17 protein-coding genes, 7 tRNA genes and 3 rRNA genes are annotated in these 24,396 nt (G+C 41.8%); 17 read left to right on the top strand and 10 right to left on the bottom strand.

The window, feature by feature from the left end; translation table 11 throughout:
- Positions 1-9 precede the first annotated feature (9 nt).
- The 7 genes from lepB to JW886_RS00960 all read right to left on the bottom strand — a co-directional run bounded on the left by lepB (position 10) and on the right by JW886_RS00960 (position 6,376).
- The gene (gene lepB / locus JW886_RS00990; protein WP_205872072.1) at positions 10-639 is read right to left on the bottom strand and encodes a signal peptidase I; all 630 of its coding nucleotides are present in this window, start codon (positions 637-639) and stop codon (positions 10-12) included.
- A gap of 12 nt (positions 640-651) precedes the next feature.
- Complete coding sequence (gene rnhC, locus JW886_RS00985; protein WP_205872071.1) at positions 652-1,530, bottom strand: ribonuclease HIII; 879 nt, start codon at positions 1,528-1,530, stop codon at positions 652-654.
- A 103-nt stretch (positions 1,531-1,633) separates the two neighbouring features.
- A complete protein-coding gene (locus JW886_RS00980) occupies positions 1,634-2,308 on the bottom strand; it encodes an ABC transporter ATP-binding protein (RefSeq protein ID WP_205872070.1) in 675 nt (224 codons plus the stop codon).
- Positions 2,309-2,321: 13 nt separating this feature from the next.
- Entirely contained in the window at positions 2,322-3,392 is a 1,071-nt protein-coding gene (locus tag JW886_RS00975; protein ID WP_205872069.1) for an ABC transporter permease, read from the bottom strand.
- Between the two features lie 14 nt (positions 3,393-3,406).
- Positions 3,407-4,183, bottom strand: a complete 777-nt coding sequence (locus tag JW886_RS00970; protein WP_200407798.1) for a DUF1295 domain-containing protein — start codon at positions 4,181-4,183, stop codon at positions 3,407-3,409.
- Positions 4,180-5,964, bottom strand: a complete 1,785-nt coding sequence (locus tag JW886_RS00965; protein ID WP_205872068.1) for a DegV family protein — start codon at positions 5,962-5,964, stop codon at positions 4,180-4,182. Before JW886_RS00965 ends, JW886_RS00970 begins: the two co-directional genes overlap by 4 nt.
- Positions 5,965-5,968: 4 nt before the next feature.
- Entirely contained in the window at positions 5,969-6,376 is a 408-nt protein-coding gene (locus tag JW886_RS00960; protein WP_205872067.1) for a DUF2177 family protein, read from the bottom strand.
- A gap of 325 nt (positions 6,377-6,701) precedes the next feature.
- Between JW886_RS00960 and rplM the strand changes: the two genes are divergently transcribed.
- The 12 genes from rplM (at position 6,702) to JW886_RS00900 (ending at position 13,434) form a co-directional block, all read left to right on the top strand.
- Positions 6,702-7,148, top strand: coding sequence for a 50S ribosomal protein L13 (gene rplM, locus JW886_RS00955; RefSeq protein ID WP_075525357.1), 447 nt, complete (start codon positions 6,702-6,704; stop codon positions 7,146-7,148).
- 19 nt (positions 7,149-7,167) lie between these two features.
- A complete protein-coding gene (gene rpsI / locus JW886_RS00950) occupies positions 7,168-7,560 on the top strand; it encodes a 30S ribosomal protein S9 (protein ID WP_075525356.1) in 393 nt (130 codons plus the stop codon).
- Positions 7,561-7,964: 404 nt separating this feature from the next.
- Positions 7,965-9,511: ribosomal RNA gene (locus JW886_RS00945) — 16S ribosomal RNA — on the top strand.
- Positions 9,512-9,602: 91 nt separating this feature from the next.
- A tRNA-Ala gene (locus JW886_RS00940) sits at positions 9,603-9,675 on the top strand.
- A gap of 133 nt (positions 9,676-9,808) precedes the next feature.
- Positions 9,809-12,709: ribosomal RNA gene (locus tag JW886_RS00935) — 23S ribosomal RNA — on the top strand.
- 82 nt (positions 12,710-12,791) lie between these two features.
- Positions 12,792-12,907: ribosomal RNA gene (rrf, locus tag JW886_RS00930) — 5S ribosomal RNA — on the top strand.
- The 16S, 23S and 5S rRNA genes sit together here with 7 tRNA genes alongside, the layout of an rRNA operon.
- Before the next feature lie 2 nt (positions 12,908-12,909).
- A tRNA-Val gene (locus tag JW886_RS00925) sits at positions 12,910-12,982 on the top strand.
- Between the two features lie 33 nt (positions 12,983-13,015).
- Positions 13,016-13,096 (top strand) — tRNA-Tyr (locus tag JW886_RS00920).
- A gap of 7 nt (positions 13,097-13,103) precedes the next feature.
- Positions 13,104-13,174 (top strand) — tRNA-Trp (locus JW886_RS00915).
- 13 nt (positions 13,175-13,187) lie between these two features.
- A tRNA-His gene (locus tag JW886_RS00910) sits at positions 13,188-13,260 on the top strand.
- A 7-nt stretch (positions 13,261-13,267) separates the two neighbouring features.
- Positions 13,268-13,339: transfer RNA gene (locus tag JW886_RS00905), tRNA-Gln, on the top strand.
- Between the two features lie 11 nt (positions 13,340-13,350).
- Positions 13,351-13,434 (top strand) — tRNA-Leu (locus tag JW886_RS00900).
- Positions 13,435-13,554: 120 nt separating this feature from the next.
- On the opposite strand, the gene JW886_RS00895 is transcribed toward JW886_RS00900, so the two are convergent.
- Positions 13,555-16,251, bottom strand: coding sequence for a cation-translocating P-type ATPase (locus JW886_RS00895; RefSeq protein WP_205872066.1), 2,697 nt, complete (start codon positions 16,249-16,251; stop codon positions 13,555-13,557).
- 132 nt (positions 16,252-16,383) lie between these two features.
- On the opposite strand from JW886_RS00895, the gene JW886_RS00890 reads away from it, so the two are divergent.
- The 4 genes from JW886_RS00890 to JW886_RS00875 all read left to right on the top strand — a co-directional run bounded on the left by JW886_RS00890 (position 16,384) and on the right by JW886_RS00875 (position 21,142).
- Entirely contained in the window at positions 16,384-16,914 is a 531-nt protein-coding gene (locus tag JW886_RS00890) for a DUF536 domain-containing protein (protein ID WP_075526022.1), read from the top strand.
- Positions 16,915-17,182: 268 nt separating this feature from the next.
- Positions 17,183-18,193: a type I glyceraldehyde-3-phosphate dehydrogenase gene (gene gap, locus JW886_RS00885; RefSeq protein WP_200407773.1), complete on the top strand. Its 1,011-nt coding sequence runs from the start codon at positions 17,183-17,185 to the stop codon at positions 18,191-18,193.
- A gap of 214 nt (positions 18,194-18,407) precedes the next feature.
- The gene (recG, locus tag JW886_RS00880) at positions 18,408-20,408 is read left to right on the top strand and encodes an ATP-dependent DNA helicase RecG (RefSeq protein ID WP_205872065.1); all 2,001 of its coding nucleotides are present in this window, start codon (positions 18,408-18,410) and stop codon (positions 20,406-20,408) included.
- Positions 20,408-21,142 carry a hypothetical protein gene (locus tag JW886_RS00875; protein WP_205872064.1) on the top strand — a complete coding sequence of 245 codons (735 nt, stop codon included), beginning with the start codon at positions 20,408-20,410 and terminating at the stop codon, positions 21,140-21,142. Before recG ends, JW886_RS00875 begins: the two co-directional genes overlap by 1 nt.
- Positions 21,143-21,202: 60 nt before the next feature.
- Here JW886_RS00875 and mnmE read toward each other — a convergent pair whose 3' ends face one another.
- Positions 21,203-22,570 (bottom strand): tRNA uridine-5-carboxymethylaminomethyl(34) synthesis GTPase MnmE, encoded by a 1,368-nt coding sequence (mnmE, locus tag JW886_RS00870; RefSeq protein WP_205872063.1) that lies wholly within the window; start codon positions 22,568-22,570, stop codon positions 21,203-21,205.
- 154 nt (positions 22,571-22,724) lie between these two features.
- On the opposite strand from mnmE, the gene JW886_RS00865 reads away from it, so the two are divergent.
- Positions 22,725-23,453: a pseudouridine synthase gene (locus tag JW886_RS00865; RefSeq protein WP_200407769.1), complete on the top strand. Its 729-nt coding sequence runs from the start codon at positions 22,725-22,727 to the stop codon at positions 23,451-23,453.
- Positions 23,454-23,491: 38 nt separating this feature from the next.
- Here the strand turns inward: JW886_RS00865 and JW886_RS00860 are convergent, their stop codons facing one another.
- On the bottom strand, positions 23,492-24,106 hold the full coding sequence (locus JW886_RS00860; RefSeq protein WP_075526016.1) for a TetR/AcrR family transcriptional regulator: 615 nt from the start codon (positions 24,104-24,106) through the stop codon (positions 23,492-23,494).
- Positions 24,107-24,396: the final 290 nt, after the last annotated feature.

Genomic DNA, 24,396 nt, shown 5'->3' with positions numbered 1-24,396 from the left:
GTAGTTTTTTTATTTGAGTAAGGAAATTTTATTCAGCGGCCAGATTCGAAGCTTGGCTTCTCCGATAATTGCTGAACGTTTGAAGGTTCCAACAGCACGGCTGTCTTGCGATACGACTCGATTATCCCCCATGAGGAAATATTCTCCTTGAGGAACTGTCACCGTGAAACTAGGGTTTCCAGTGCTATCAGTCGTGAAAGCTTTTGTGTTTTCAGCTAAACTTACAAACAAATTACGATTTTGCTCTGTCAGACTGTTTGTAAGGGGGTAAGCGCCATAAGTTTCAGCTAAAGTCCCATTTGCAAGCTGCTTATGGAAATTATTGAGATAGGTTTCGGAATAAACTTTATTGTTAATAGTCAACTTATCGTTGTTGAATTTGATGACGTCACCTGGCATACCAATGACCCGCTTAACAATGTCTTTCGTGTCCCCTGTAGAAGTTTCCTCTTTGGCAACCACTATGTCAAAGCGGTCAATAGAGGAAGTTTTGACGATAGCTAGGCGTTCCTTGTCAGCTAAAGTCGGATCCATTGAATGACCATCGACAATAACTAAGGACCATATGAAGATCCGTGAAAGGATAATTGCGACAATAATGAGGAGAAAGATACCCCATTCTTTTAAAAATTTAATCATAAATTTTACCTTCTATCTTTGAGCCAATTTTAGGGCTTTTTGTGTATTAGCAAAATGTAGTTTAGCCACGTGTTCCAGCATTTCAATACCATAGGTTTTAATAATTTGCGCTGCTACTTGATCAGACAAGGCCCCAGCGCCGCTCGGTAATACCAGACCAACTTCTTTGGATAATTTTTTAAGACTCTCTAAAAAAAGAAAACGTGAAATTATGGAACTAACTGCGACAGCAAAAAATTGATCTTCAGCTTTGGTCAGTAATGTTACTGTTGTCAGTGGATGGTTCTGTTCTTTATTAACATACTTTTGATAATTCGTGGCACTTGTAAAAGCATCAATGATAACATGTTCAGGCTGATGCTTTAATTGCTTTTCAAGGAGATAAATAGCTTGGTTATGAAGGGCAACCTTGATACTGACAGCATTGTAACCAGAAGCAATAACCTCATTATACTTCTGTGGCTCGACCACTAAGGCGACATGAGGGATCTTCTCTATTAATGACGGAGCAATTTGACAAATCTTTTCATCCGTTAATTTTTTAGAATCAGCAACTCCGATCGCTTTAAGAAAAGGAAGATTCTCCTCACTTATGAAGCTAGCAGTAACCATCAAACCTCCAAAGTAAGAACCATTGCCGACTTCATCAGTTCCTATCAGATCAGTTTGTTTCTTTGGCACCGGTGTACGAACGTACCCAAAATCTTCAGCCAATTTCTCAGCATCTGAACCTTGAAAAACTACTTTGCCAGAATTATATAGGGAAATAGAAGTTTTCCCTACTTTAGCAAAAAAAGTAATATAAGGATTTTTAGAAGGTTGACTTGACGAATAATACTTTGCTTTAAGACGTACAAGTTCTTCTTGGTTCAAGTTGAGAACAATATTCATAAGAATATTCTACCATAAAAAGAGAGCCAACAAAAAACCTTGCTTCACATTTAGGAAAAATAATAAAAAGACCTTCCTAAAAGAACGAGAAGGTCTTTATGAATTAGCTAGTCTTTTTTTCTGATAATTTTCCATCCTCCATGATATAAACGCGATCACAATACTCCACTAACCTTAAATCATGGGTAACCATAATCGTCGCTTTATCCTTTTCTTTTGCTTCTCTGGCAAGTATTTTGACCACTTCGTAAGCTTTCTCAGTATCCAAGCTAGCCGTCGGTTCATCGGCTAAAATGATCGCAGGGTCATTATAGAGCGCCCGCACAATAGCCACACGCTGGCGTTCACCTCCAGAGAGTTCATCAGGATACTTATCCACTAGGTCGTCTACACCTAATTGTGCAAGTAATTCGCTCCCCTTTTCTCTAGCTTTCTGTTTCATCACTTTATCGACCAGTTCAAGTTGCTTTTTTACTGTCAGAAACGGTACAAGATTAGAAGCTTGTAAAATAAAACCAATCTCATTAAAGCGTAGTTTAGCGCGTGCCTTCTCTTTTTTCCCTGTGAAAGACTGGCCGTTAACCAACACTTCACCATCAGAAGGTGTTTGCAATCCTCCAGCTATAGTCAGTAACGTGCTCTTACCAGAACCAGAAGGACCAATAATCGCGATAAATTCACCTTTTTTAACAGAGAAATCAGTCTCCTTTAAAGCTTCAATCGTTTCGTCTCCATCTTTAAAAAATTTCGTGACCTTTTTCAATTCAATGGCATACATCGTTCTTCCTCCTCTAACCAATTGCTTTTAATGGATCAATTTTTACGATAGCTCGCACAGAGAATAAAGCTCCGATAATCGCGACGATAATCATCAAAATCCCGATACCACTAAAGAAAAGTAGATTACTTTGGAAGGGAACAGCGCTCGGTAAGACAAGTGCAGAACCGAGCGTTGCTAGAAAGCCAATTGCAACACCAGTAAAAGCCAAGATAAAGGTTTGGGCAATCACCGAACGAGCAATGTATTGACTAGAAATCCCTTGGGCTTTCATTACTCCAAAAATTGCAATTTTCTGCATGGTCAAAACGTAGATGAAGATCCCGATTACGACCGCAGCAATGACGACCAAAAAGCCAATCATAAAGCCGAATGTTAAGACTTGCGCACTATACCCAGGAAGTTTGTTGATAAATTTACCTATCGAGAGTTTTTGGAGGCTTGCAGGCTTATCTTGAACTTTTCCTCTGGTCACAATGGCGTTAACACTTGGTTTTTGTTGGATAGACATAGAAGATCCATAACGTACCGTTTGAAAAGTGTCCAGAGAAGTATAGAGAACTGGAGAAACACTAAATCGAGCATTGTCAGTAAATCCAACAATTGTTAATTCTTCCTCATTTGTGGCAAGTTTGATTTTATCTCCTACAGCATAATTTTTTTGATCTTTCAAACTGATATCAGCAACGACTTCACCCTTTTGTTTAAAATTTTTTCCTTCTATGATGTTCGGCTTTAAAAATTGATCAGATTCAATTCCAAAGAAACTCACATTTTCTTTGGCATTTTTATCTGATTGTTTATAAATGATACTAGAAGTTTGTGCTAATACCGCAGTATCTTTAGCTGTAACTTCATCTACCAAATTTGGATCAATCATAGACAGGGTTAAAGTATCGTTCGCTTTGTCGGAGAGCAGGATATCTGTCGCCTTCCATTTATCAACGGCCATACGATTTTCTTGGGCCAATCCATAAGCGAGTCCAGATAGGAAAAAAACTAAATAAGCGATTAAAAACATAACGCCAATAACTAAGGCATATCTTAATTTTGAATGGCGAATTTCGTTTAATGCTAAAAACATTCGGACCTCCTAATCTATAATCCTTTTTTTCCAATAAATGGGAAAAATTTGGGAGTTTTTTGAGCATATTGTTGAAAATCTGGACGATTTTTGTATTTTTTCTCAAGGAGAGGTACACCTGAAACAAATAGGAGTAGTAAAGTTATAAGCAAAGGACTAATTAAAAGCCAGCTATCACTAAAATTTCTAATACTCACCAAAAATACGCCCCACCAACACAGTGCTTCTCCGAAGTAATTGGGATGACGGGTTACAGACCAAAGCCCGCTGGTAAGTAAAGTACCATGATTGTTAGGATTCTTTTTGAATTTAGTTAGTTGGTAATCCCCTCCCGCTTCAAAGATAAAGCCAATCAGCCACACTATTAGACCGGAAAAATTCCACCAATGCATTAAAGTCAAAGGCATTGCAGAAAAGCTATGGATGACGGGGAGCGCAATGATGAAGAGGAGAATACCTTGTAAAATAAAGACATTTAAGAAAGCTTTTAAGTTCACCCATTTACTTCCCCAGCGCTTTCTCATATTAACGTAGCGATAGTCTTCAGGTTTGTTCCAATTACGACGCGCGAGGTGCACGAAAAGACGTATACCCCAAAGACTAACTAAAATTAGTATGAGTTCATTTTGCAAAGTTCTAGAAGATGTAAATATAAAACCTACCCAAGCTACAACCACAAAACCACCGCCCCATGCGATATCAACCAATGAGTAGTTGTTATTTACCTTGGATAAGATAAACCAAAAGATAAAATATAGAAGTAAAGATGATGCGACTATGCCATATATCATAAATTTTTCTCCTTTTGTATACCAGCAATTGCTATACTACCGATACCGGCACTAATAGCAATAGCTGTTGAGCTTTCGACGATGAAATCGAGCTGTGCAGTACCCAGTAATTCCTCGCGCCACTGGAGAGCTTTGTTTGGAACCGCAGCATGCGTGATTGCTAAATTTTGAACTTTATTTTTGGCAACTAATTTGTCAATCTTTTTCTTGATTTTTTTCATACTGCCCTCTTGGCTAAAAGAGAGACCACCTAGACGGCCATTTCCTGAGGAATCAAGGGTGATAATCGGATGGAGTGAGAGTTTTTGCGCGATTTTACCCAGTTTTGCTGGTATTCTACCTGAGCTTATCATTGCAGATAAATCCTCAACAGCAACATAAATAAAAATACGCTCTCTGAGTTTTTCTACATTGAATATAAGACTCTCAAAAGTCATTCCTGTCTCAATCCACTTTGACGCTTCTTGTACAAGAAGCCCTTGAGCAGCAGAATTAAGTTTAGAGTCAATCACTCGTATCCAATTAGGAGAAAGTTGTTTTTCTTTAATCCGTTGGTTAATCAGCTGATTAGTTCCACTCAGCTTAGAAGAGACGGTGACTACAAGAACATGTTCATATTTTTCCTCTAAAAAAGACAGTAATGCATCAACGGTCCGGATAGTGGGTTGGGCGGTACTCAATTTGGGTTGAGAAACCAGTTTGTTCTCAAGACTGGTAGCACGGATTGTCAGTTTGTCCAGGAAGGCTTGATCATTGATCATGATGTTCATTGGTAAAACATTAATCTGATGATTGTTTAAAAAAGTAGAGGGGAGGTCTGCAATGGAATCTGTAACAAGTGCAATGGAGGCTTTTCTATGCTTTGTGATATCATACTGAAGTTGCATATCATCTACTTTTTGATAAGTCACTTCACCATAGGGTTCTAATAACTGGAGAATTTTTTCTGGGCTATGGACATGGAGATGTATTTTAAGTTGGGCACTATTGCCAATGATGACTAAAGAATCACCATAGTCTTCAAGGAGGTTCTGTAGCTCCTTACTTGAAAGGAGAGGGTTTTTAAGGATGAACTCAGAGCAATAACGGTAGGTTGGAGCTACTGTTTCAAAATGTGAAGGTAAAGAGGAAACGAGCTCAGTGCTCTGTTCCTTTTTATAAGTTATTTTACCTTCAGAACAATAAGTTTCGGTAAAACCCTCTACAAAATAGTAGAATCCCATTGCACCAGAGTCAACTAGCTGATTTTGTTTAAGGACTTTGATTTGAAATTGTGTTTGTGTAAGAGCTTTTTTAGCAGATAGCTTTGATGACAGGAGTGCTTCTCTAAACGGCTCTTCCTCTTGAGAAGCACTTAGTAATGCATTAGACCATGCTCTCATAACGGAAAGGATTGTTCCTTCGCGCGGATCAATTAAGGAAGAATAAGCCTTGTTCACAGCATGATTCAAGGCATTGATTAAGTCCTGGACTTTATGCGAGGTTTTAGGATAGTTTTCGGCAAGAGCACTCAAATACTGAGCGAAAATAAGCCCAGAGTTACCACGTGCCCCTAATAAAGAAGCTTCGGCCATTTCATTAAGAAAATTACTAATAGAAGTAGTATTTCCTTGCGCATTATCGAGGATTGCTTGCATTAGAGAAGAGAGATTGCTTCCAGTGTCACCATCAGCGACAGGAAAAATATTAATATTGTTAAGTTCTTGTTTTTTCTCAATCACTCGTTTAGCGCCTTGTAAAAAACTCTCTGTGAGACGAAAACTGTCTAACTTTTCACTCATCCTCTTATCCTCCAGATAGTATTATTAAATTAAAGAAATAAACAATTATAGCAGTCAAAGTTGTAACAAAAACTCCCCACGCAAGGTCTATAAGCGTCATGCCGACGGGCCAACCCTTCAAAGTAGCAAGGTTTGTTAAATCATAAGTCGCATAGCAAATTAAACCAAAAAGAGCTGCAGCGAATAAAAGGTAACCAGCACTTTGTTTCTCTATACTAGGAAGTAGTATGAAAACAACCATGCCTAGTGTATAAAGTAAATAAAATATGACAGCAGGTGCTAAGCGCGTATCTCCCAAAAGATGGCTGATAAAATTTTGATACATACGTTTAGAAATAAAGGTCAACCAAATCAAATCAAAAAATAAAAAAATGAGAGCTGTAGCGAAAAATAATCTAAGAAATTGTGACATAATCCTCCTTATTAAGCAAAGTAAAAAAGGTAAAAATGAAATAGTTTGTATTAAAAAGAATACTTATATAGAAAGTCTACCATACTTTAAGATAATGTCATAGAGGATTGCTTGCCTGCTTCTGCATGAGATAAAACGCTTACCAAAGTATATCGTTTTTAAAGTTAGCTTATTTTCTAAAAGTTATTGACAAATCGACCATGATTGTGATATGATGATAAACGGTATTGTTTACCCCATTTTTGTGGCCCCGGAAACCCAAAAATACTTTGCAGGACTCTTACACCTGCTGTAAACAAATTCTAGTAAAAGGAAAATAACCAAAATGATGAAAACTACATTCATGGCTAACGCTCAAAACGTTGACCGTAAATGGTACGTCGTCGATGCAACTGATGTTCCTCTTGGACGTCTTTCTGCAGTTGTCGCAAGCGTACTTCGCGGAAAAAACAAACCAACATACACACCACATACTGACACAGGTGATTTCGTAATCGTTATTAACGCTGAAAAAATCAAATTGACTGGTAAAAAAGCAACTGATAAAGTATATTACTCACACTCACTTCACCCAGGTGGATTGAAATCAGTTACTGCTGGTGAACTCCGTGAAAAAAATGCTGTACGTTTGATTGAAAAATCAGTAAAAGGTATGCTTCCACACAACACACTTGGACGTGCTCAAGGCATGAAACTTAAAGTGTTTGTTGGCGCAGAACACACACATACAGCTCAAAAACCTGAAGTCCTTGACATCACAGGTTTGATTTAATCAGGAAGGAACGAACATAATGGCACAAGTACAATATGCCGGCACAGGCCGTCGTAAAAATGCAGTAGCACGCGTACGTCTCGTACCTGGTACTGGTAAAATCACAGTTAACGGACGTGAAGTAGAAAGCTACATCCCACACGCAGACATGCGTCTCGTTATCAACCAACCATTTGCAGCTACACAAACAGAAGGTAGCTACGATACACTCGTAAACGTAAATGGTGGTGGTGTATCAGGTCAAGCAGGAGCTATCCGTCACGGAATCGCTCGTGCATTGCTCCAAGTAGACCCAGACTTCCGTGCTTCTTTGAAACGCGCTGGTCTTCTTACACGTGATGCTCGTATGGTTGAACGTAAAAAAGCTGGTCTTAAGAAAGCTCGTAAAGCATCACAATTCTCAAAACGTTAATATTTTATCAAATGTCAATGTTTCAGGCACTCCGAAAAGGAGTGCCTTTTTCTATTCATTCTGGGCAGAATACTACTAGAATATATAATATTGCACTAAGGCGTAAAAAAGAAATAACACGATAAATTAAAAAAACTACACCTGAAATTTTCAAACGAAAACGTGAGAACAGAGGGTTTTGAGAGGGTTACTGAATAAAAAAGGGGAAAAGTCACAGTTTATTCTTGACAAGGGGAGTTAGGTTTGATAGAATATAATAGTTGTCGCGAGAGACGAGGGTCTTGAAGCGAGCTAGACCATTGAAAACTGAATAAAGAAGAATGACTCATGTGATGTAGAAATACATCAAAAATCTGTCAATCAATAATGAAAGACAAGCCAGTCACTTCGGTGACTTAAATACTTTATTTGAGAGTTTGATCCTGGCTCAGGACGAACGCTGGCGGCGTGCCTAATACATGCAAGTTGAGCGCTGAAGATTGGTACTTGTACCGATTGGATGAGCAGCGAACGGGTGAGTAACGCGTGGGGAATCTGCCTTTGAGCGGGGGACAACATTTGGAAACGAATGCTAATACCGCATAATAGCTTTAAACATAAGTTTTAAGTTTGAAAGATGCAATTGCATCACTCAAAGATGATCCCGCGTTGTATTAGCTAGTTGGTGAGGTAAAGGCTCACCAAGGCGATGATACATAGCCGACCTGAGAGGGTGATCGGCCACATTGGGACTGAGACACGGCCCAAACTCCTACGGGAGGCAGCAGTAGGGAATCTTCGGCAATGGACGAAAGTCTGACCGAGCAACGCCGCGTGAGTGAAGAAGGTTTTCGGATCGTAAAACTCTGTTGTTAGAGAAGAACGACGAGGAGAGTGGAAAGCTCCTCGTGTGACGGTATCTAACCAGAAAGGGACGGCTAACTACGTGCCAGCAGCCGCGGTAATACGTAGGTCCCGAGCGTTGTCCGGATTTATTGGGCGTAAAGCGAGCGCAGGTGGTTTATTAAGTCTGGTGTAAAAGGCAGTGGCTCAACCATTGTATGCATTGGAAACTGGTAGACTTGAGTGCAGGAGAGGAGAGTGGAATTCCATGTGTAGCGGTGAAATGCGTAGATATATGGAGGAACACCGGTGGCGAAAGCGGCTCTCTGGCCTGTAACTGACACTGAGGCTCGAAAGCGTGGGGAGCAAACAGGATTAGATACCCTGGTAGTCCACGCCGTAAACGATGAGTGCTAGATGTAGGGAGCTATAAGTTCTCTGTATCGCAGCTAACGCAATAAGCACTCCGCCTGGGGAGTACGACCGCAAGGTTGAAACTCAAAGGAATTGACGGGGGCCCGCACAAGCGGTGGAGCATGTGGTTTAATTCGAAGCAACGCGAAGAACCTTACCAGGTCTTGACATACTCGTGCTATTCCTAGAGATAGGAAGTTCCTTCGGGACACGGGATACAGGTGGTGCATGGTTGTCGTCAGCTCGTGTCGTGAGATGTTGGGTTAAGTCCCGCAACGAGCGCAACCCCTATTGTTAGTTGCCATCATTAAGTTGGGCACTCTAACGAGACTGCCGGTGATAAACCGGAGGAAGGTGGGGATGACGTCAAATCATCATGCCCCTTATGACCTGGGCTACACACGTGCTACAATGGATGGTACAACGAGTCGCGAGACAGTGATGTTTAGCTAATCTCTTAAAACCATTCTCAGTTCGGATTGTAGGCTGCAACTCGCCTACATGAAGTCGGAATCGCTAGTAATCGCGGATCAGCACGCCGCGGTGAATACGTTCCCGGGCCTTGTACACACCGCCCGTCACACCACGGGAGTTGGGAGTACCCGAAGTTGGTTGCCTAACCGCAAGGAGGGCGCTACCTAAGGTAAGACCGATGACTGGGGTGAAGTCGTAACAAGGTAGCCGTATCGGAAGGTGCGGCTGGATCACCTCCTTTCTAAGGAATATATACAAGAGTGAGCATTCAACTTTATTCAGTTTTGAGGGGTTTAGTAAAAAACCTACACAAGAATCAACTTCTTGATTGTGGGGCCTTAGCTCAGCTGGGAGAGCGCCTGCTTTGCACGCAGGAGGTCAGCGGTTCGATCCCGCTAGGCTCCATTGAAACGAAAGTTTCAAACTTGAACATTGAAAACTAAATAACAATATCTAATAACGATAAATAAACCGAAAAGCTGTGAATTTTAAAGAATTTACAAACTTATACTTGAAAAACGATGATTTAAATCATCATGGCAAAGTTAATAAGGGCGCACGGTGGATGCCTTGGCACTAAGAGCCGATGAAGGACGTGACTAACGACGATATTCTAGGGGGAGCAGTAAGTACGCATTGATCCCTAGGTCTCCGAATGGGGAAACCCAGCTGCTACTAGCAGTTATCCGTAAGTGAATACATAGCTTACGTGAAGGTAACGCAGAGAACTGAAACATCTAAGTACCTGCAGGAAGAGAAAGTAAAAACGATTTCGTAAGTAGCGGCGAGCGAACGCGAAGAAGGGCAAACCAAGAAGCTTGCTTCTTGGGGTTGTAGGACTGCAACGTGGACTTAAGCATTATAGTCGAATAACCTGGGAAGGTTAATCAAAGAGGGTAATAATCCCGTAGACGAAATAGCGCTTATACCTAGCAGTATCCTGAGTAGGGCTGGACACGCGAAATCCAGTTTGAATCCGGGAGGACCATCTCCCAACCCTAAATACTCCTTAGTGACCGATAGTGAACCAGTACCGTGAGGGAAAGGTGAAAAGAACCCCGAGAGGGGAGTGAAATAGCACCTGAAACCGTGTGCCTACAAGAAGTTCGAGCCCGTTAATGGGTGAGAGCGTGCCTTTTGTAGAATGAACCGGCGAGTTACGTTATGATGCGAGGTTAAGTTGAAGAGACGGAGCCGTAGGGAAACCGAGTCTGAATAGGGCGACTTAGTATCATGATGTAGACCCGAAACCTAGTGACCTATCCATGAGCAGGGTGAAGGTGTGGTAAGACGCACTGGAGGCCCGAACCAGGACACGTTGAAAAGTGTTTGGATGACTTGTGGATAGCGGAGAAATTCCAAACGAACTGGGAGATAGCTGGTTCTCTCCGAAATAGCTTTAGGGCTAGCGTCGAAATGTAAGTGTATTGGAGGTAGAGCACTGTTTGGGTGAGGGGTCCATCTCGGATTACCAATCTCAGATAAACTCCGAATGCTAATACACATGTTCGGCAGTCAGACTGCGAGTGCTAAGATCCGTAGTCGAAAGGGAAACAGCCCAGACCAACAGCTAAGGTCCCAAAATATATGTTAAGTGGAAAAGGATGTGGGGTTGCACAGACAACTAGGATGTTAGCTCAGAAGCAGCTATCATTCAAAGAGTGCGTAATAGCTCACTAGTCGAGTGACCCTGCGCCGAAAATGTACCGGGGCTAAACATATTACCGAAGCTTTGGATTGATATTTTATCAATGGTAGGAGAGCGTTCTTAACCGCGATGAAGGTATACCGTGAGGAGTGCTGGAGCGTTAAGAAGTGAGAATGCCGGTATGAGTAGCGCAAGATAAGTGAGAATCTTATCCACCGTAAGACTAAGGTTTCCAGGGGAAGGCTCGTCCGCCCTGGGTTAGTCGGGACCTAAGGCGAGGCCGAAAGGCGTAGTCGATGGACAACTGGTTGATATTCCAGTACTAGATATGATCGTGATGGAGGGACGCAGTAGGCTAACGGATGCCAGTTAATGGATTCTGGTCTAAGCAGTGAGGTGTGAGATGTGTCAAATGCATTTCTCTTTAACATTGAGCTGTGATGGGGAAGCAACTACGGTTGCGAACTCCGTGATGTCACACTGCCAAGAAAAGCTTCTAGCGTAAAGTCATATCTACCCGTACCGCAAACCGACACAGGTAGTCGAGGCGAGTAGCCTCAGGTGATCGAGAGAACTCTCGTTAAGGAACTCGGCAAAATAGCCCCGTAACTTCGGGAGAAGGGGTGCTGGTGTAAAAGCCAGCCGCAGTGAATAGGCCCAAGCAACTGTTTATCAAAAACACAGCTCTCTGCTAAACCGCAAGGTGATGTATAGGGGGTGACGCCTGCCCGGTGCTGGAAGGTTAAGAGGAGTGCTTAGACGTAAGTCGAAGGTATGAATTGAAGCCCCAGTAAACGGCGGCCGTAACTATAACGGTCCTAAGGTAGCGAAATTCCTTGTCGGGTAAGTTCCGACCCGCACGAAAGGCGTAATGATTTGGGCACTGTCTCAACGAGAGACTCGGTGAAATTTTAGTACCTGTGAAGATGCAGGTTACCCGCGACAGGACGGAAAGACCCCATGGAGCTTTACTGTAGTTTGATATTGAGTACCTGTAAGTCATGTACAGGATAGGTAGGAGCCATTGAAATAGGGACGCTAGTTTCTATTGAGGCGTTGTTGGGATACTACCCTTGACTTATGGTTACTCTAACCCGCTGGCATAATCGGCCAGGGAGACAGTGTCTGACGGACAGTTTGACTGGGGCGGTCGCCTCCTAAAGAGTAACGGAGGCGCTCAAAGGTTGGCTCAGATTGGTTGGAAATCAATCGTAGAGTGTAAAGGTAAAAGCCAGCTTGACTGCGAGAGCTACAACTCGAGCAGGTAGGAAACTAGGACTTAGTGATCCGGTGGTACCGCATGGAAGGGCCATCGCTCAACGGATAAAAGCTACCCTGGGGATAACAGGCTTATCTCCCCCAAGAGTTCACATCGACGGGGAGGTTTGGCACCTCGATGTCGGCTCGTCGCATCCTGGGGCTGTAGTCGGTCCCAAGGGTTGGGCTGTTCGCCCATTAAAGCGGCACGCGAGCTGGGTTCAGAACGTCGTGAGACAGTTCGGTCCCTATCCGTCGCGGGCGTAGGTAATTTGAGAGGATCTGTCCTTAGTACGAGAGGACCGGGATGGACTTACCGCTGGTGTACCAGTTGTTCCGCCAGGAGCACGGCTGGATAGCTATGTAGGGAAGGGATAAGCGCTGAAAGCATCTAAGTGCGAAGCCCACCTCAAGATGAGATTACCCATTCGTAAGAATTAAGAGCCCAGAGAGATGATCTGGTAGATAGGCTGGAAGTGGGAGCGTTGCGAGACGTGGAGCGGACCAGTACTAATCGCTCGAGGACTTTACCAAAGAGTCAAATATAAAATGCTTAAGGTTTATGAGTTAGAAGAATTGTTATTTAGTTTTGAATGTTCAAGGTAACATTTAATGATTTGGTCATCATTGCGATGGAGATACACCTGTTCCCATGTCGAACACAGAAGTTAAGTCCATCTACGGCGGAAGTACTTGGGGGTTGCCCCCTGGGAGATAGGCGAGTGGCCAAGTTTGGGAGTTTAGCTCAGCTGGGAGAGCATCTGCCTTACAAGCAGAGGGTCAGCGGTTCGATCCCGTTAACTCCCATAGGTTGGTTCAGCCTTAATTGAATAGTGTGTTGGAAGGGTAGCGAAGAGGCTAAACGCGGCGGACTGTAAATCCGCTCCTTCGGGTTCGGGGGTTCGAATCCCTCCCCTTCCATAGTTGTACGGGCATCGTATAAAGGTAGTACAAAGGTCTCCAAAACCTTTAGTGTGGGTTCAATTCCTGCTGCCCGTGTTTTAAAATTATGGCGGATGTGGTGAAGTGGTTAACACACCGGCTTGTGGCGCCGGCACTCGCGAGTTCGATCCTCGTCATCCGCCTATTTAATGGGGTATAGCCAAGCGGTAAGGCAAGGGACTTTGACTCCCTCATGCGTTGGTTCGAATCCAGCTACCCCAGTTGTTTTATTCGCCGAAGTGGCGGAATAGGCAGACGCGCCAGACTCAAAATCTGGTTCCTTCACGGGAGTGCCGGTTCGACCCCGGCCTTCGGCATATTATATTGAGCTAACTTTGCCTATTGTTAGCTTTTTTATTTTATTAGTGATAGAGAGTTAGTTTTAGTTAATGTAAAAACCAAGGAATTTTTTCCTTGGTTTTTTTTAGATTATGCTGTTAACCGATAAATTTTTTTCCTGTTTTGTTAAGGATCACTTTTGTGACTTCAATGACAAGAGTAGGTATCAGGGCTAGGGTAATTGCGATTAGCCAATGGGTTAGTGATAAAGGAACAATCTCTAGAATATTCATCAATAAGGGGGTATTTGTAAAGATGATAGTTATCGCGAGGGATAACAGGGTGGTGCCAAAAATTGTTTTATTTGTTGTTATTCCTCTTTTAAAGAGGGATTCATTACTTCTTGCATTGTAAACATTGATTGTTGAGGCAATAGTTAGTATGACAAATGCCATGGTTTGTCCGAGTTGATGATGAGGAGTTAAACCGCCTATTTCAATGAATTTTCCAATATAAAAACCTGTGAGTGCTGTGAAAATGAAAGCTATGGCACAAATAGCAATGCGTTGACTTACACCTCTGGAGAAGATACTTTCTTTTACCCCTATAGGTGGTTGTTCCATCAGGTGCGAGTCTGCTTTTTCTCTTGATAATCCGAAGCCAGGAATACCGTCAGCAAGAACGTTAATATAAAGGAGCTGTATTCCAGTGAAAGGAAGCCCCCACCCAACGATAGCCCCTATGAGCATCGTAAGAATTTCAGCTACGTTTGCTGATAGGAGGTAGTAGATAGTTTTTTTGATGTTTGTGTAAACTCTTCGTCCTTCACGGATAGCCGCTACAATTGTGGCAAAGTTGTCATCAGCAAGAACAATATCTGAAGCAGATTTAGCGACTTCTGTTCCTGCAATCCCCATTGCTGTTCCGACATCTGCGGCACGTAAACTCGGTGCGTCATTGACGCCATCACCAGTCATTGCAACAATTTGTTCTTTTTCTTGCCAGGCTTTTACTATACGTAATTTATCTTCAGGGCTAACACGTGCATAGACGGAAATTTTTTCAATTTTAGTATTTAGTTCTTCATTGGACATTTGAGATAAGGTAGGTCCATCAACGACACGATCCCCCTCGCGAAAGATATCAATCTGCTTAGCGATCGCTTTTGCAGTAAGAGCATGGTCTCCTGTAATCATGATGGGTTTAATTCCAGCTGTTCGTGCTTCTTGAACCGCTGCTTTTGATTCATCACGTGGAGGGTCTATCATTCCTACTATTCCTAGGAAATTGAGATTTTCTTCGAGATTTGATAAATCTTTAGGGATTTCATCTAAGTCTTTGTAAGAGAGGGCGAGGACTCGCAGAGCGTTAGCCGCAAAGTCATCATGAATATTTTCGGCTTCCAGAAGTAAGGCCTCCTCTGGATCGGACTGTAAAGCAGCCGTGCCATCTATATGGAGGATTTGAGGATGGTGGGGTTGATGTTGACTGGTAGGAGCTAGGCGATCAAATGCCCCTTTGGTTAGGACCATGTAGCGCCCCGGAGTTTTTGGATGAGGGATAACCACAGACATTTTTTTTCGTGTACTATCGAAAGGGAGTTCGATAATGCGTTTGGGTGAGTTTTCGGGATGGTAGAGATCATGCTTAATAAGAAAGCGAATGATAGCCGCTTCAGTAGGATCTCCATGTATCTCCCAACCACCATCATGGAATTGTGCTGTCGCATTAGAAGCATAGGCAAAGTTTTGTAAGAGAGTGACTTCGTGATCAGAGAGATGACCTTCGGACCAGACTTTTTGTCCAGAAAGCCAAATTTTTTGGATAGTCATCTGGTTCTGGGTGAGGGTTCCGGTTTTATCTGAAGCGATAACTGTTGCATTTCCTAAGGTTTCGACAGCGGGGATATTTCGGATGATAGCCTTTTTTTGTGCCATATTCTCTACGCCATAGATTAAACTGAGTGTGACGATGACTGGTAGTGTTTCTGGTACAGCGGCAACTCCTAGGACTACAGCTGTCATGAGATTATCGACGAGAGGTACATTGCCGTAGAAAAGATTAATGATGAAGATTAATACCCCTGCGGCAAAGGCAATAATTGCCAAACGTTTGGCAAGTTTATCAATTCTTTTTTGAAGCGGGGTCTTGCCTTTAACCTGTTCACCGATAAGTGTGGCAATTTGTCCCATTTGTGACTGTTTACCAACTGCAATTACAATTCCACGACCTGTCCCGTTGAGGACATTGGTTCCAGAAAAGACCATATTGAGTTGATCTCCTAGAGGAACATCGGTAGAAATCTCAACTTCGGCATTCTTATCAATGGGTTCAGATTCTCCAGTCAATGAGGACTCATCAATCTGGAGGGAATTACTTGTAAGTAAGCGGATATCAGCACCTACTTGCACCCCTGCTGAAAGTTCGATAATATCACCGCAAACAAGTTCATTAGGGGCTATTGTTTGGATCTTTCCAGAACGTAGTACAGTAGAAGTAGGTGAAGCAAGCTTTTTGAGAGCGGCAAGTGCATTTTCTGCACGACTTTCCTGAAAGACAGAGACGACAACATTAATGATCACAATCAGTAAAACAACAACTGTTTTTGTGTAGTTTCCATTACTGATGGCAGCTAAGTAAGCAGAGAGCCCACCGACTAGAAGTAGGATAATATTCATGACTTCTAAGAGGTGATGCAGAATTTTTTGAAAAAGATTAGGACCTGCCTTGGTTGAGAAGTCATTGTGACCATATTTTTCGCGCGAAGCTTTGATTTGTGAGGGGCTTAGACCATTGTCGGTCTCTAGTTGGTAGTATTTTTTTATTTGCTCTAAGGAGGCAGTACGATATTTCATTAGAAATTCCTTTCTATTTTTTCTAACTTAATGAGTGGTTGTAATTTAATTATAATATAATTCTCATATATCGAAAAATGATAAGACTGTTTTTTGATAAAAGGCTGTATAAATCGCCAAAAATATGGTATTATGGATGATATGGAAACGAAAACAGTAAGTGAATTAGCAGAGCTTTTTGGCGTAACGCGACAAGCGATGAATAAGCGTGTCAAGTCGCTTGACCCTAAGTTTGTAGAAAAAAATGAGAAAAATGTAACAGTTGTCACAAAAGAGGGAATTCATGAACTTGAAGGCCTCTATGGAAAAGTGGTTACAGCTCAGGCGGAAATGTTGGAAAAACAAGGAAGTCCGAGTGCGGATCTTGCGCTTCAGTCTGACGATGCGGCGTCAGCAGCTTATGAGATGATCAGCGCGCTGATGAAGGATAAAAATGCAGAAATTGAACGTCTTAATAGTCAGTTAGTGGCAAAGGACCAACAATTGACGGTGAAGGATAGTCAGATCGCTGAAAAAGATGCGCAAATTAAGAAACAACAAGAGTTGATGGAAAAGGCTCTAACAGATCAAAACCAGTTCTTCACTGACTTGCAAGAACAAATACAGAATGCAGGCAATGTTGAAAGTAAAGGTTTTTTTGGGCGCTTATTTAAGAAGAAATAATGTAAAAAAGTTACTGACGAGGCGGTCAGTAACTTTTTGAGAAAGCTTGTTGCGAACTAGTTCATTTATGAAGAAGCCACAGAAAGGTGTTAACCGCTTACAGTTCGATTGGAGCGTGGTTCCTTATGTGGTGCGCTTTCTAAGGGAGTTTATGTTTGCAAATTTCGAAAAAAGTGATAAAATAAAAGAGTAAGTTAAATTGTTAACTTAGTCAATTTAAAAGGTATGCCTTTTATAAAATCTAATCCCTATAAGGAGGAAACTACTAATGGTAGTTAAAGTTGGTATTAACGGTTTCGGTCGTATCGGTCGTCTTGCTTTCCGTCGTATTCAAAATGTTGAAGGTGTTGAAGTTGTTGCAATCAACGACTTGACAGATCCAGCAATGCTTGCTCACTTGCTTAAATACGATACAACTCAAGGTCGTTTCGATGGTAAAGTTGAAGTTAAAGATGGTGGTTTCGAAGTTAACGGTAAATTCGTTAAAGTAACTGCAGAAGCTAACCCAGCTAACATCAACTGGGCTGAAGTTGGTGCAGAAATCGTTCTTGAAGCAACTGGTTTCTTCGCAACTAAAGAAAAAGCAGAACAACACTTGCACGCTAACGGTGCTAAGAAAGTTGTTATCACAGCACCTGGTGGATCAGATGTTAAAACTATCGTTTACAACACTAACCACGACGTACTTGATGGTACAGAAACAGTAATTTCAGCTGGTTCATGTACAACTAACTGTCTTGCTCCAATGGCTGATACTTTGAACAAAAACTTCGGTATCAAAGTTGGTACAATGACTACAGTTCACGGTTACACTGGTGACCAAATGACTCTTGATGGCCCACACCGTGGTGGTGACTTCCGTCGCGCACGTGCTGCAGCTGAAAACATCGTACCTAACTCAACAGGTGCTGCTAAAGCTATCGGTCTTGTATTGCCAGAACTTAATGGTAAACTTCAAGGACATGCTCAACGTGTACCAGTTCCAACTGGTTCATTGACTGAACTTGTTACTATCCTTGACAAAGAAGTTACTGTTGAAGAAATCAACGCAGCTATGAAAGCAGCTTCAAATGAATCATTTGGTTACAACGAAGACCAAATCGTTTCATCTGATATCGTTGGTATCTCTAACTCTTCACTCTTTGACGCTACTCAAACTGAAGTTACTTCAGCTAACGGTGTTCAACTTGTTAAGACAGTATCTTGGTACGATAACGAAATGTCATACACTTCAAACCTTGTTCGTACACTTGCACACTTCGCTAAAATCGCTAAATAATTTTCGCGTTTTAACAGTGTAAAAACCAGCTTTCGAGCTGGTTTTTTTATTTTTAATAAAGAGAAACTGGTCAAAATAAATACAAACTTTTAAAATCGAATTTTTATGTAATGTAAAGTTACTGACGAAGCTGTCAGTAACTTTTTTGGAGCTCTCAGAGCCCTTTGATGTGATTTTATCCCCATTTCTTCTGACAACTTGGTATAATGAAACTATGAAACTAACAGATTCCGTCCAATTTTTAAAAGGAGTCGGACCAAAATCCGTCGAAAATTTTCAGAAATTAGGTATTTTTACCGTTCAGGATTTACTTTTGTACTTCCCTTTTCGCTATGAAGATTTTGCGAGCCGTTCTGTCTTTGAACTCCTTGATGGCGAAAAAGCCACATTGATTGGGAAGGTCGTAACGCCTGCTAATGTGCAGTACTATGGTTTTAAGCGTAATCGGCTTTCTTTTAAAATTAAACAAGATGAAGCAGTAATTGCTGTCAGCTTTTTTAACCAGCCTTATTTGGCAGACAAGGTCGAAGTTGGTAAGGAAATCGCTGTGTATGGTAAGTGGGAGCAGGCCAAACAGCAACTCTTGGGGATGAAGGTCGTGGCCCAAGTAGATGATGGGCTAGAACCAGTCTATCACCTGACGGCTGGAATGAAGCAAAGTAGTCTAGTAAAGGCAATTCAACAGGTTTTTGATGCGGGAGTCTTGACAGAATTGACGGAAAACCTGCCTCAATTTTTATTACAAAAATACCGGTTGATGGGGCGACAAGAAGCAGTTCGGGCAATGCATTTTCCTGCAGATATGCAGGCGCATAAGCAAGCCTTGCGGCGTGTAAAATTCGAAGAACTTTTTATGTTCCAGCTTAAACTTCAAGCTCTAAAAAATAAAGAAAAATCAGGACGAGCAGGTTTAGCTATTGCGTTTGAAACTCAAGAGATTGAGGATAAAATTTTTGAGCTTCCTTTTGAATTGACGGGCGCGCAACGGCGAGCTTTAAATGAAATCTTGCAAGATATGAAATCCTCTTATCATATGAATCGCTTACTGCAAGGCGATGTGGGTTCGGGAAAAACAGTCGTGGCTTCACTCGCCATGTATGCCGCATGTTTAGCCAATTTTCAAGCAGCAATTATGGTGCCAACAGAAATCTTAGCGCGGCAGCATTATGCTAATTTGAAGGCCCTCTTTCCAGAGCTCTCGGTCTCGCTATTAGTATCGGGTTTAAAAACTTCAGAGCGCCGTGAAATTTTGGCAGATTTAGCGAGCGGACGGACTCATATGGTGGTCGGCACACATGCGCTAATCCAAGAGGGAGTGGATTTTTACAACTTGGGGCTTGTTATTACTGATGAACAGCATCGCTTTGGTGTCAACCAACGAAAAGTATTACGTGAGAAAGGTCAGAACCCAGATGTGCTGATGATGACTGCAACACCTATACCTCGTACACTGGCGATCACGGCCTTTGGGGATATGGACGTCTCCATCATTGATGAGCTTCCCAAGGGACGTCAGCCCATTACTACACGTTGGGTGAAGCATGAGCAATTTGCTGAAGTTTTAAAGTGGATTAAAAGTGAGGTTGATCACGGCGCTCAAGTTTATTTTGTTTCTCCTTTGATTGAAGAATCAGAAGCCCTAGATCTAAAAAATGCGGAAGCTTTATTTACTGAACTTCAGGAATATTTTGGAATGTTTGCTCAAGTAGGGCTCTTGCACGGGAAGATGAAAAATGATGAAAAAGATCACATCATGCAAGACTTCAAGGCTAAAAAACTTGATATTTTGGTCTCTACCACTGTTATTGAAGTAGGGGTGGACGTGCCCAATGCCACAATCATGGTGATTATGGATGCCGATCGCTTTGGCCTTTCGCAACTCCATCAATTGCGCGGACGTGTGGGACGCGGTACCAAAAAATCTTACACTATTTTGGTGGCAAATCCTAAGTCAGACTCAGGTAAACAACGTATGAAAATTATGACTGAAACTCAAAATGGCTTTATTTTAGCTGAAGAAGATTTAAAGATGCGAGGTTCTGGAGAAATTTTTGGGGTCCGGCAATCGGGACTTCCCGAATTTGTCGCAGCTGATCTGGTCAATGATTACAATATCTTAGAAGTTGCTCGGAAAGAAGCAGTCGCGCTCTTCAAAGAAGCTGAGCATTACCCTGAATTAATCGCTCAAGTGTCAGTGGAAGGTGGTTTTGATTGATGGAACTCGCCACTTTAATTATCCAAACGTGGCAGGATTTTGCGAAACTAAAATCAGTTCCCGAAACGGCAGACATTCTAGTACCAGAAAGTATGCCGCTCTTATGGTTTGGTAATCTTCCCGCGTATCAAACGTCAAGTTTACGTGTTTTGACGGTTAGTAAAAATCCCTCCGACGCAGAATTCGGAGCAAATAAACGCTTTAAGGAGCTGAAGGATTTACTGACAGCGCCGTCAGTAAATTCTGCATGCTATCAAAAGGCCTTAAATGCTTATTTTCAAGAAGCTCCCAACCCATGGTTTAAGCAATTGGCTAAATTTTTGCCTGTTTTTGATGCAGCTTATGCACCAGAAAAATCAACACAATCCTGTGCTTTACATGTCGATCTATTCACTCCTATTGCTACAACTCCGGTCTGGCCGGCTCTGAGCAAAACGCAACAGGCACAATTTGAGATGATCTTTCCAAAACTCCTTGCCTACTTGCAACCTGATATAATACTGACCAGTCTGTCAGCCCCTAATTTGAAAATCTTGTTGGGCAAAGTGGGAGACCAAGTTGAAGAAATCTTCAATGAGGAAGTTCCAGGTAAAGCTGCAAAATATGTGCGGGCGTACCGTGTTGACCAAAGCGTGATTGTGATCAATGGTCGTAATTTCCAAGGGACATATTTTGGAGGAATGACTGAATCGTTTGTTAAAACTTGCCTTCAAAAAATAAAAGCTCTAGTTTAAAAAGTTACTGATGAGCCTGTCAGTAAAACAGTACAAAAAAACGCTCTAAAAAGCGCTTTTTTATTTGCCCAAACAAAATTGGGAGAAGAGTTGTGTGATCAGTTCATCGGGAGCTGCTTCACCTGTTATCTCGCCTAAAAGCTGCCAACACCGCGTGACGTCGACTTGAATTAAGTCGACCGGCAAGCCCATCATGAGGCCGTTGTTTGCTTCTTTAAGTGCGGCAAGTGCTTGTTCTACTAAAGCAATGTGTCGTGCGTTGGAGAGCACGGTCGCGTCACCAGCTTCAATTTCACCTGCAAAGAAAATCTTATTAATCTTATCTTCTACGGCATCGAGATTTTCATTTTTCAAAGCTGAAATACGAATAAAATCAGCAGGAAGCTCCGCTATTTCAATCTTTTCTGGTAGATCAGTTTTGTTAAGTAAAATAATCCGGTTTGCTGAGGCTGAAAGTTCGAGTAACTCTTTATCTTTAGGAGACAGCGCAGAAGAGGCATCCAGCACAAGTAAGACAAGATCAGCTTCGGCCAATGCTTTTTTAGAACGCTCCACACCGATTGATTCTACTATATCGTCTGTATCACGAATACCCGCTGTGTCGATCAGTTCTAGAGGGACACCACCGATATTGGCAAACTCGGTAATCACATCGCGGGTAGTCCCTGCGATATCTGTTACAATAGCTTTTTCCTCACGAAGCATTTGGTTCAAAAGACTAGATTTTCCGACATTTGGTCGACCGATAATGGCTGTTTTTAAGCCTTCACGCAGAATTTTACCACGTTTCGCTGTGGCTAAAAGATTTTCCAACAACTGTTCAAACCGGGTGGTTTTTTCAATCAACATTTGAGAGGTCATCGTTTCGACGTCATCATACTCGGGATAATCAATATTAACCTCTACCTGAGCCAAACTTTCCAAGATCTCTTGACGGATGTTTTGAATCATTTTGGAGAGGCTTCCTTCAAGCTGTTTGACGGCGATATTGGCGGCTTTGTCTGTTTTGGCACGTATTAAGTCCATGACAGATTCTGCTTGGGCAAGATCCATCCGTCCATTTAAGAAGGCACGTTTGGTAAATTCGCCCGGTTCAGCAAGTCGTGCACCAGAGCGAAGTAAAAGTTGCAAAATTTCTTGAGTCACAGCAATTCCGCCATGAGTATTGATCTCGACAATATCCTCTCTGGTAAAGGTTCTGGGGGCGCGCATGACCGAGACCATTACCTCGTCTACCAAGCGTTTATCTTCATAAATATGCCCATAGTTAATGGTATGACTGGCTACGGTTGTCAAATTTCTTCCTTTGAAAACAGATTGTGCTATTTTTAGCGCATCCGTTCCAGATAAGCGAACGATGGAAATTGCTCCTTCGCCAAGCGGCGTTGAAATCGCCGCGATTGTATCAAATTCTTGTGTTAAACTCATGACTCTATTTTACCTTATTTTTTCTAAATTGAAGCACTTTTTTTATGAAAATTAAAAGAAAAGGGCAGAAGCAACCAAAAAAAGACGAAAAAATTGACTGACGAGCCTGTCAGCGCAATTAAAAGGGCCAATATTTTTTGATATAATGGAAAATATGAGATTAGATAAATTTTTAGCAGAAGCTGGGCTAGGAAGCCGCAGCGAGGTCAAGATATTACTGAAAAAAGGGCGCGTGACTGTCGCAGGACAGGTACAAAAAGACGGGCGATTTCAGATTGATAAAAATACAACCGCAGTCGCTTTTGATGGAGCCCCCCTAATTTATCAAGAATTTTATTATTATCTTCTCAATAAACCACAAGGAGTGGTCTCTGCTACAAAAGATCAGCAGTTCAAAACAGTGGTAGATTTACTTCGTCCGGAAGATTATCGTCCGGATATTTTCCCTGTTGGACGCCTCGATAAAAATACTGAAGGTCTTCTGATTTTAACCAACGACGGCGCACTAGGACACGATTTGACGCAACCTAAAAAACATGTTGAAAAAGAGTATTACGCGCAAATCGATGGTCAAGTAACACCTCAAACGGTACAGCAGTTTGCTAAAGGTCTCCTTCTAAAAAATGGGGAACAGGCTCGTCCCGGGGAACTTTTTATCGAAAAGGTGACAAAAAGCAATACACGAAACGGCTGGCAAAGTGAGATACGTGTTATTATTCATGAAGGAAAGTTTCACCAAGTCAAACGTATGTTTGAAGCCGTCGACATGTATGTCTTGAGCTTAAAACGGCTACGAATGGGGGCTTTGTCGCTTGATAAAGACTTAGCTTTAGGAGCATATCGTCCCCTAACCGCTGATGAAATCGCCCTTTTGAAAAATTAATTAAAAAAGTTACTGACAGCCTGGTCAGTAACTTTTTTTTAATTATCACGGTTAATATTTACTCCAAGTACCGTCAAATGACCGTTCGAGATTAATTTAATAATCAGATGAGCAAAGTCTTTTGAAGACATTTGTTGAGAGGAGTTAATCCACCAGTTCAAGGTTCCGACTAAGATTGAACTGATATAGGAAATGACAAAATCGTTGGGTACAACGACATCCATCTCGCGGACCTCAAGTTGTTCAAACAATGCTTTATACCGCTTAGATAGGATTTCTAAGAACCGATTGATCAGACTTTCATCACTTGCACGGTCAGTAATGATACGGGCAACTTCAGGATTATCTCGCACAAAATCATAAAAGCGTGCTAGCATGGTTTCAATTTCTTTAACATGCACATTATTTCCATCGACAAGGTTTTGTTCATCTAAAATTTCTGAAAAATTTGCTAAAAATTCATCTACCAAACTATCATAGAGGTCCTGTTTATCCGCGTAATGCGCATAAAAAGTGGCTCGATTAATCATCGCAGAATCAGCAATTTCTTGTATTGAAATTTTTTCAAATTTCTTTTTGCGTAGTAAAGCAAAGAAAGCCTGAGTAATTAACTTTCGCGTTCGTTTGACTCGTAAATCATCTACTTTTACCATAATCTCATTCTTTCCCAATCCTTTGATGATCACTCTCTTTTGATCACAAAACTTACTTTCTATTATAGACGAAAAAAATGTCAAAGTCATTTTCCAATCACGTCAAAACATTTTGTCATTGGATGTCAAAACAATTTAACAAAAACGACATGCCCTCTGACTTTGTTGTTTATGTGACAACCACGCCGTTTTTGCTGGTTGAAAAAAAGTTCACAAATGATAAAATTAAGAATAGATGAGATAACCAACAAAGTGTCAAGATATTTTTTACAAAAATAATTCAAACAAAC

It is taken from the genome of Lactococcus taiwanensis (assembly GCF_017068355.1).
Classification (GTDB): domain Bacteria; phylum Bacillota; class Bacilli; order Lactobacillales; family Streptococcaceae; genus Lactococcus; species Lactococcus taiwanensis.
This window is presented reverse-complemented; position numbering and strand designations above follow the sequence as displayed.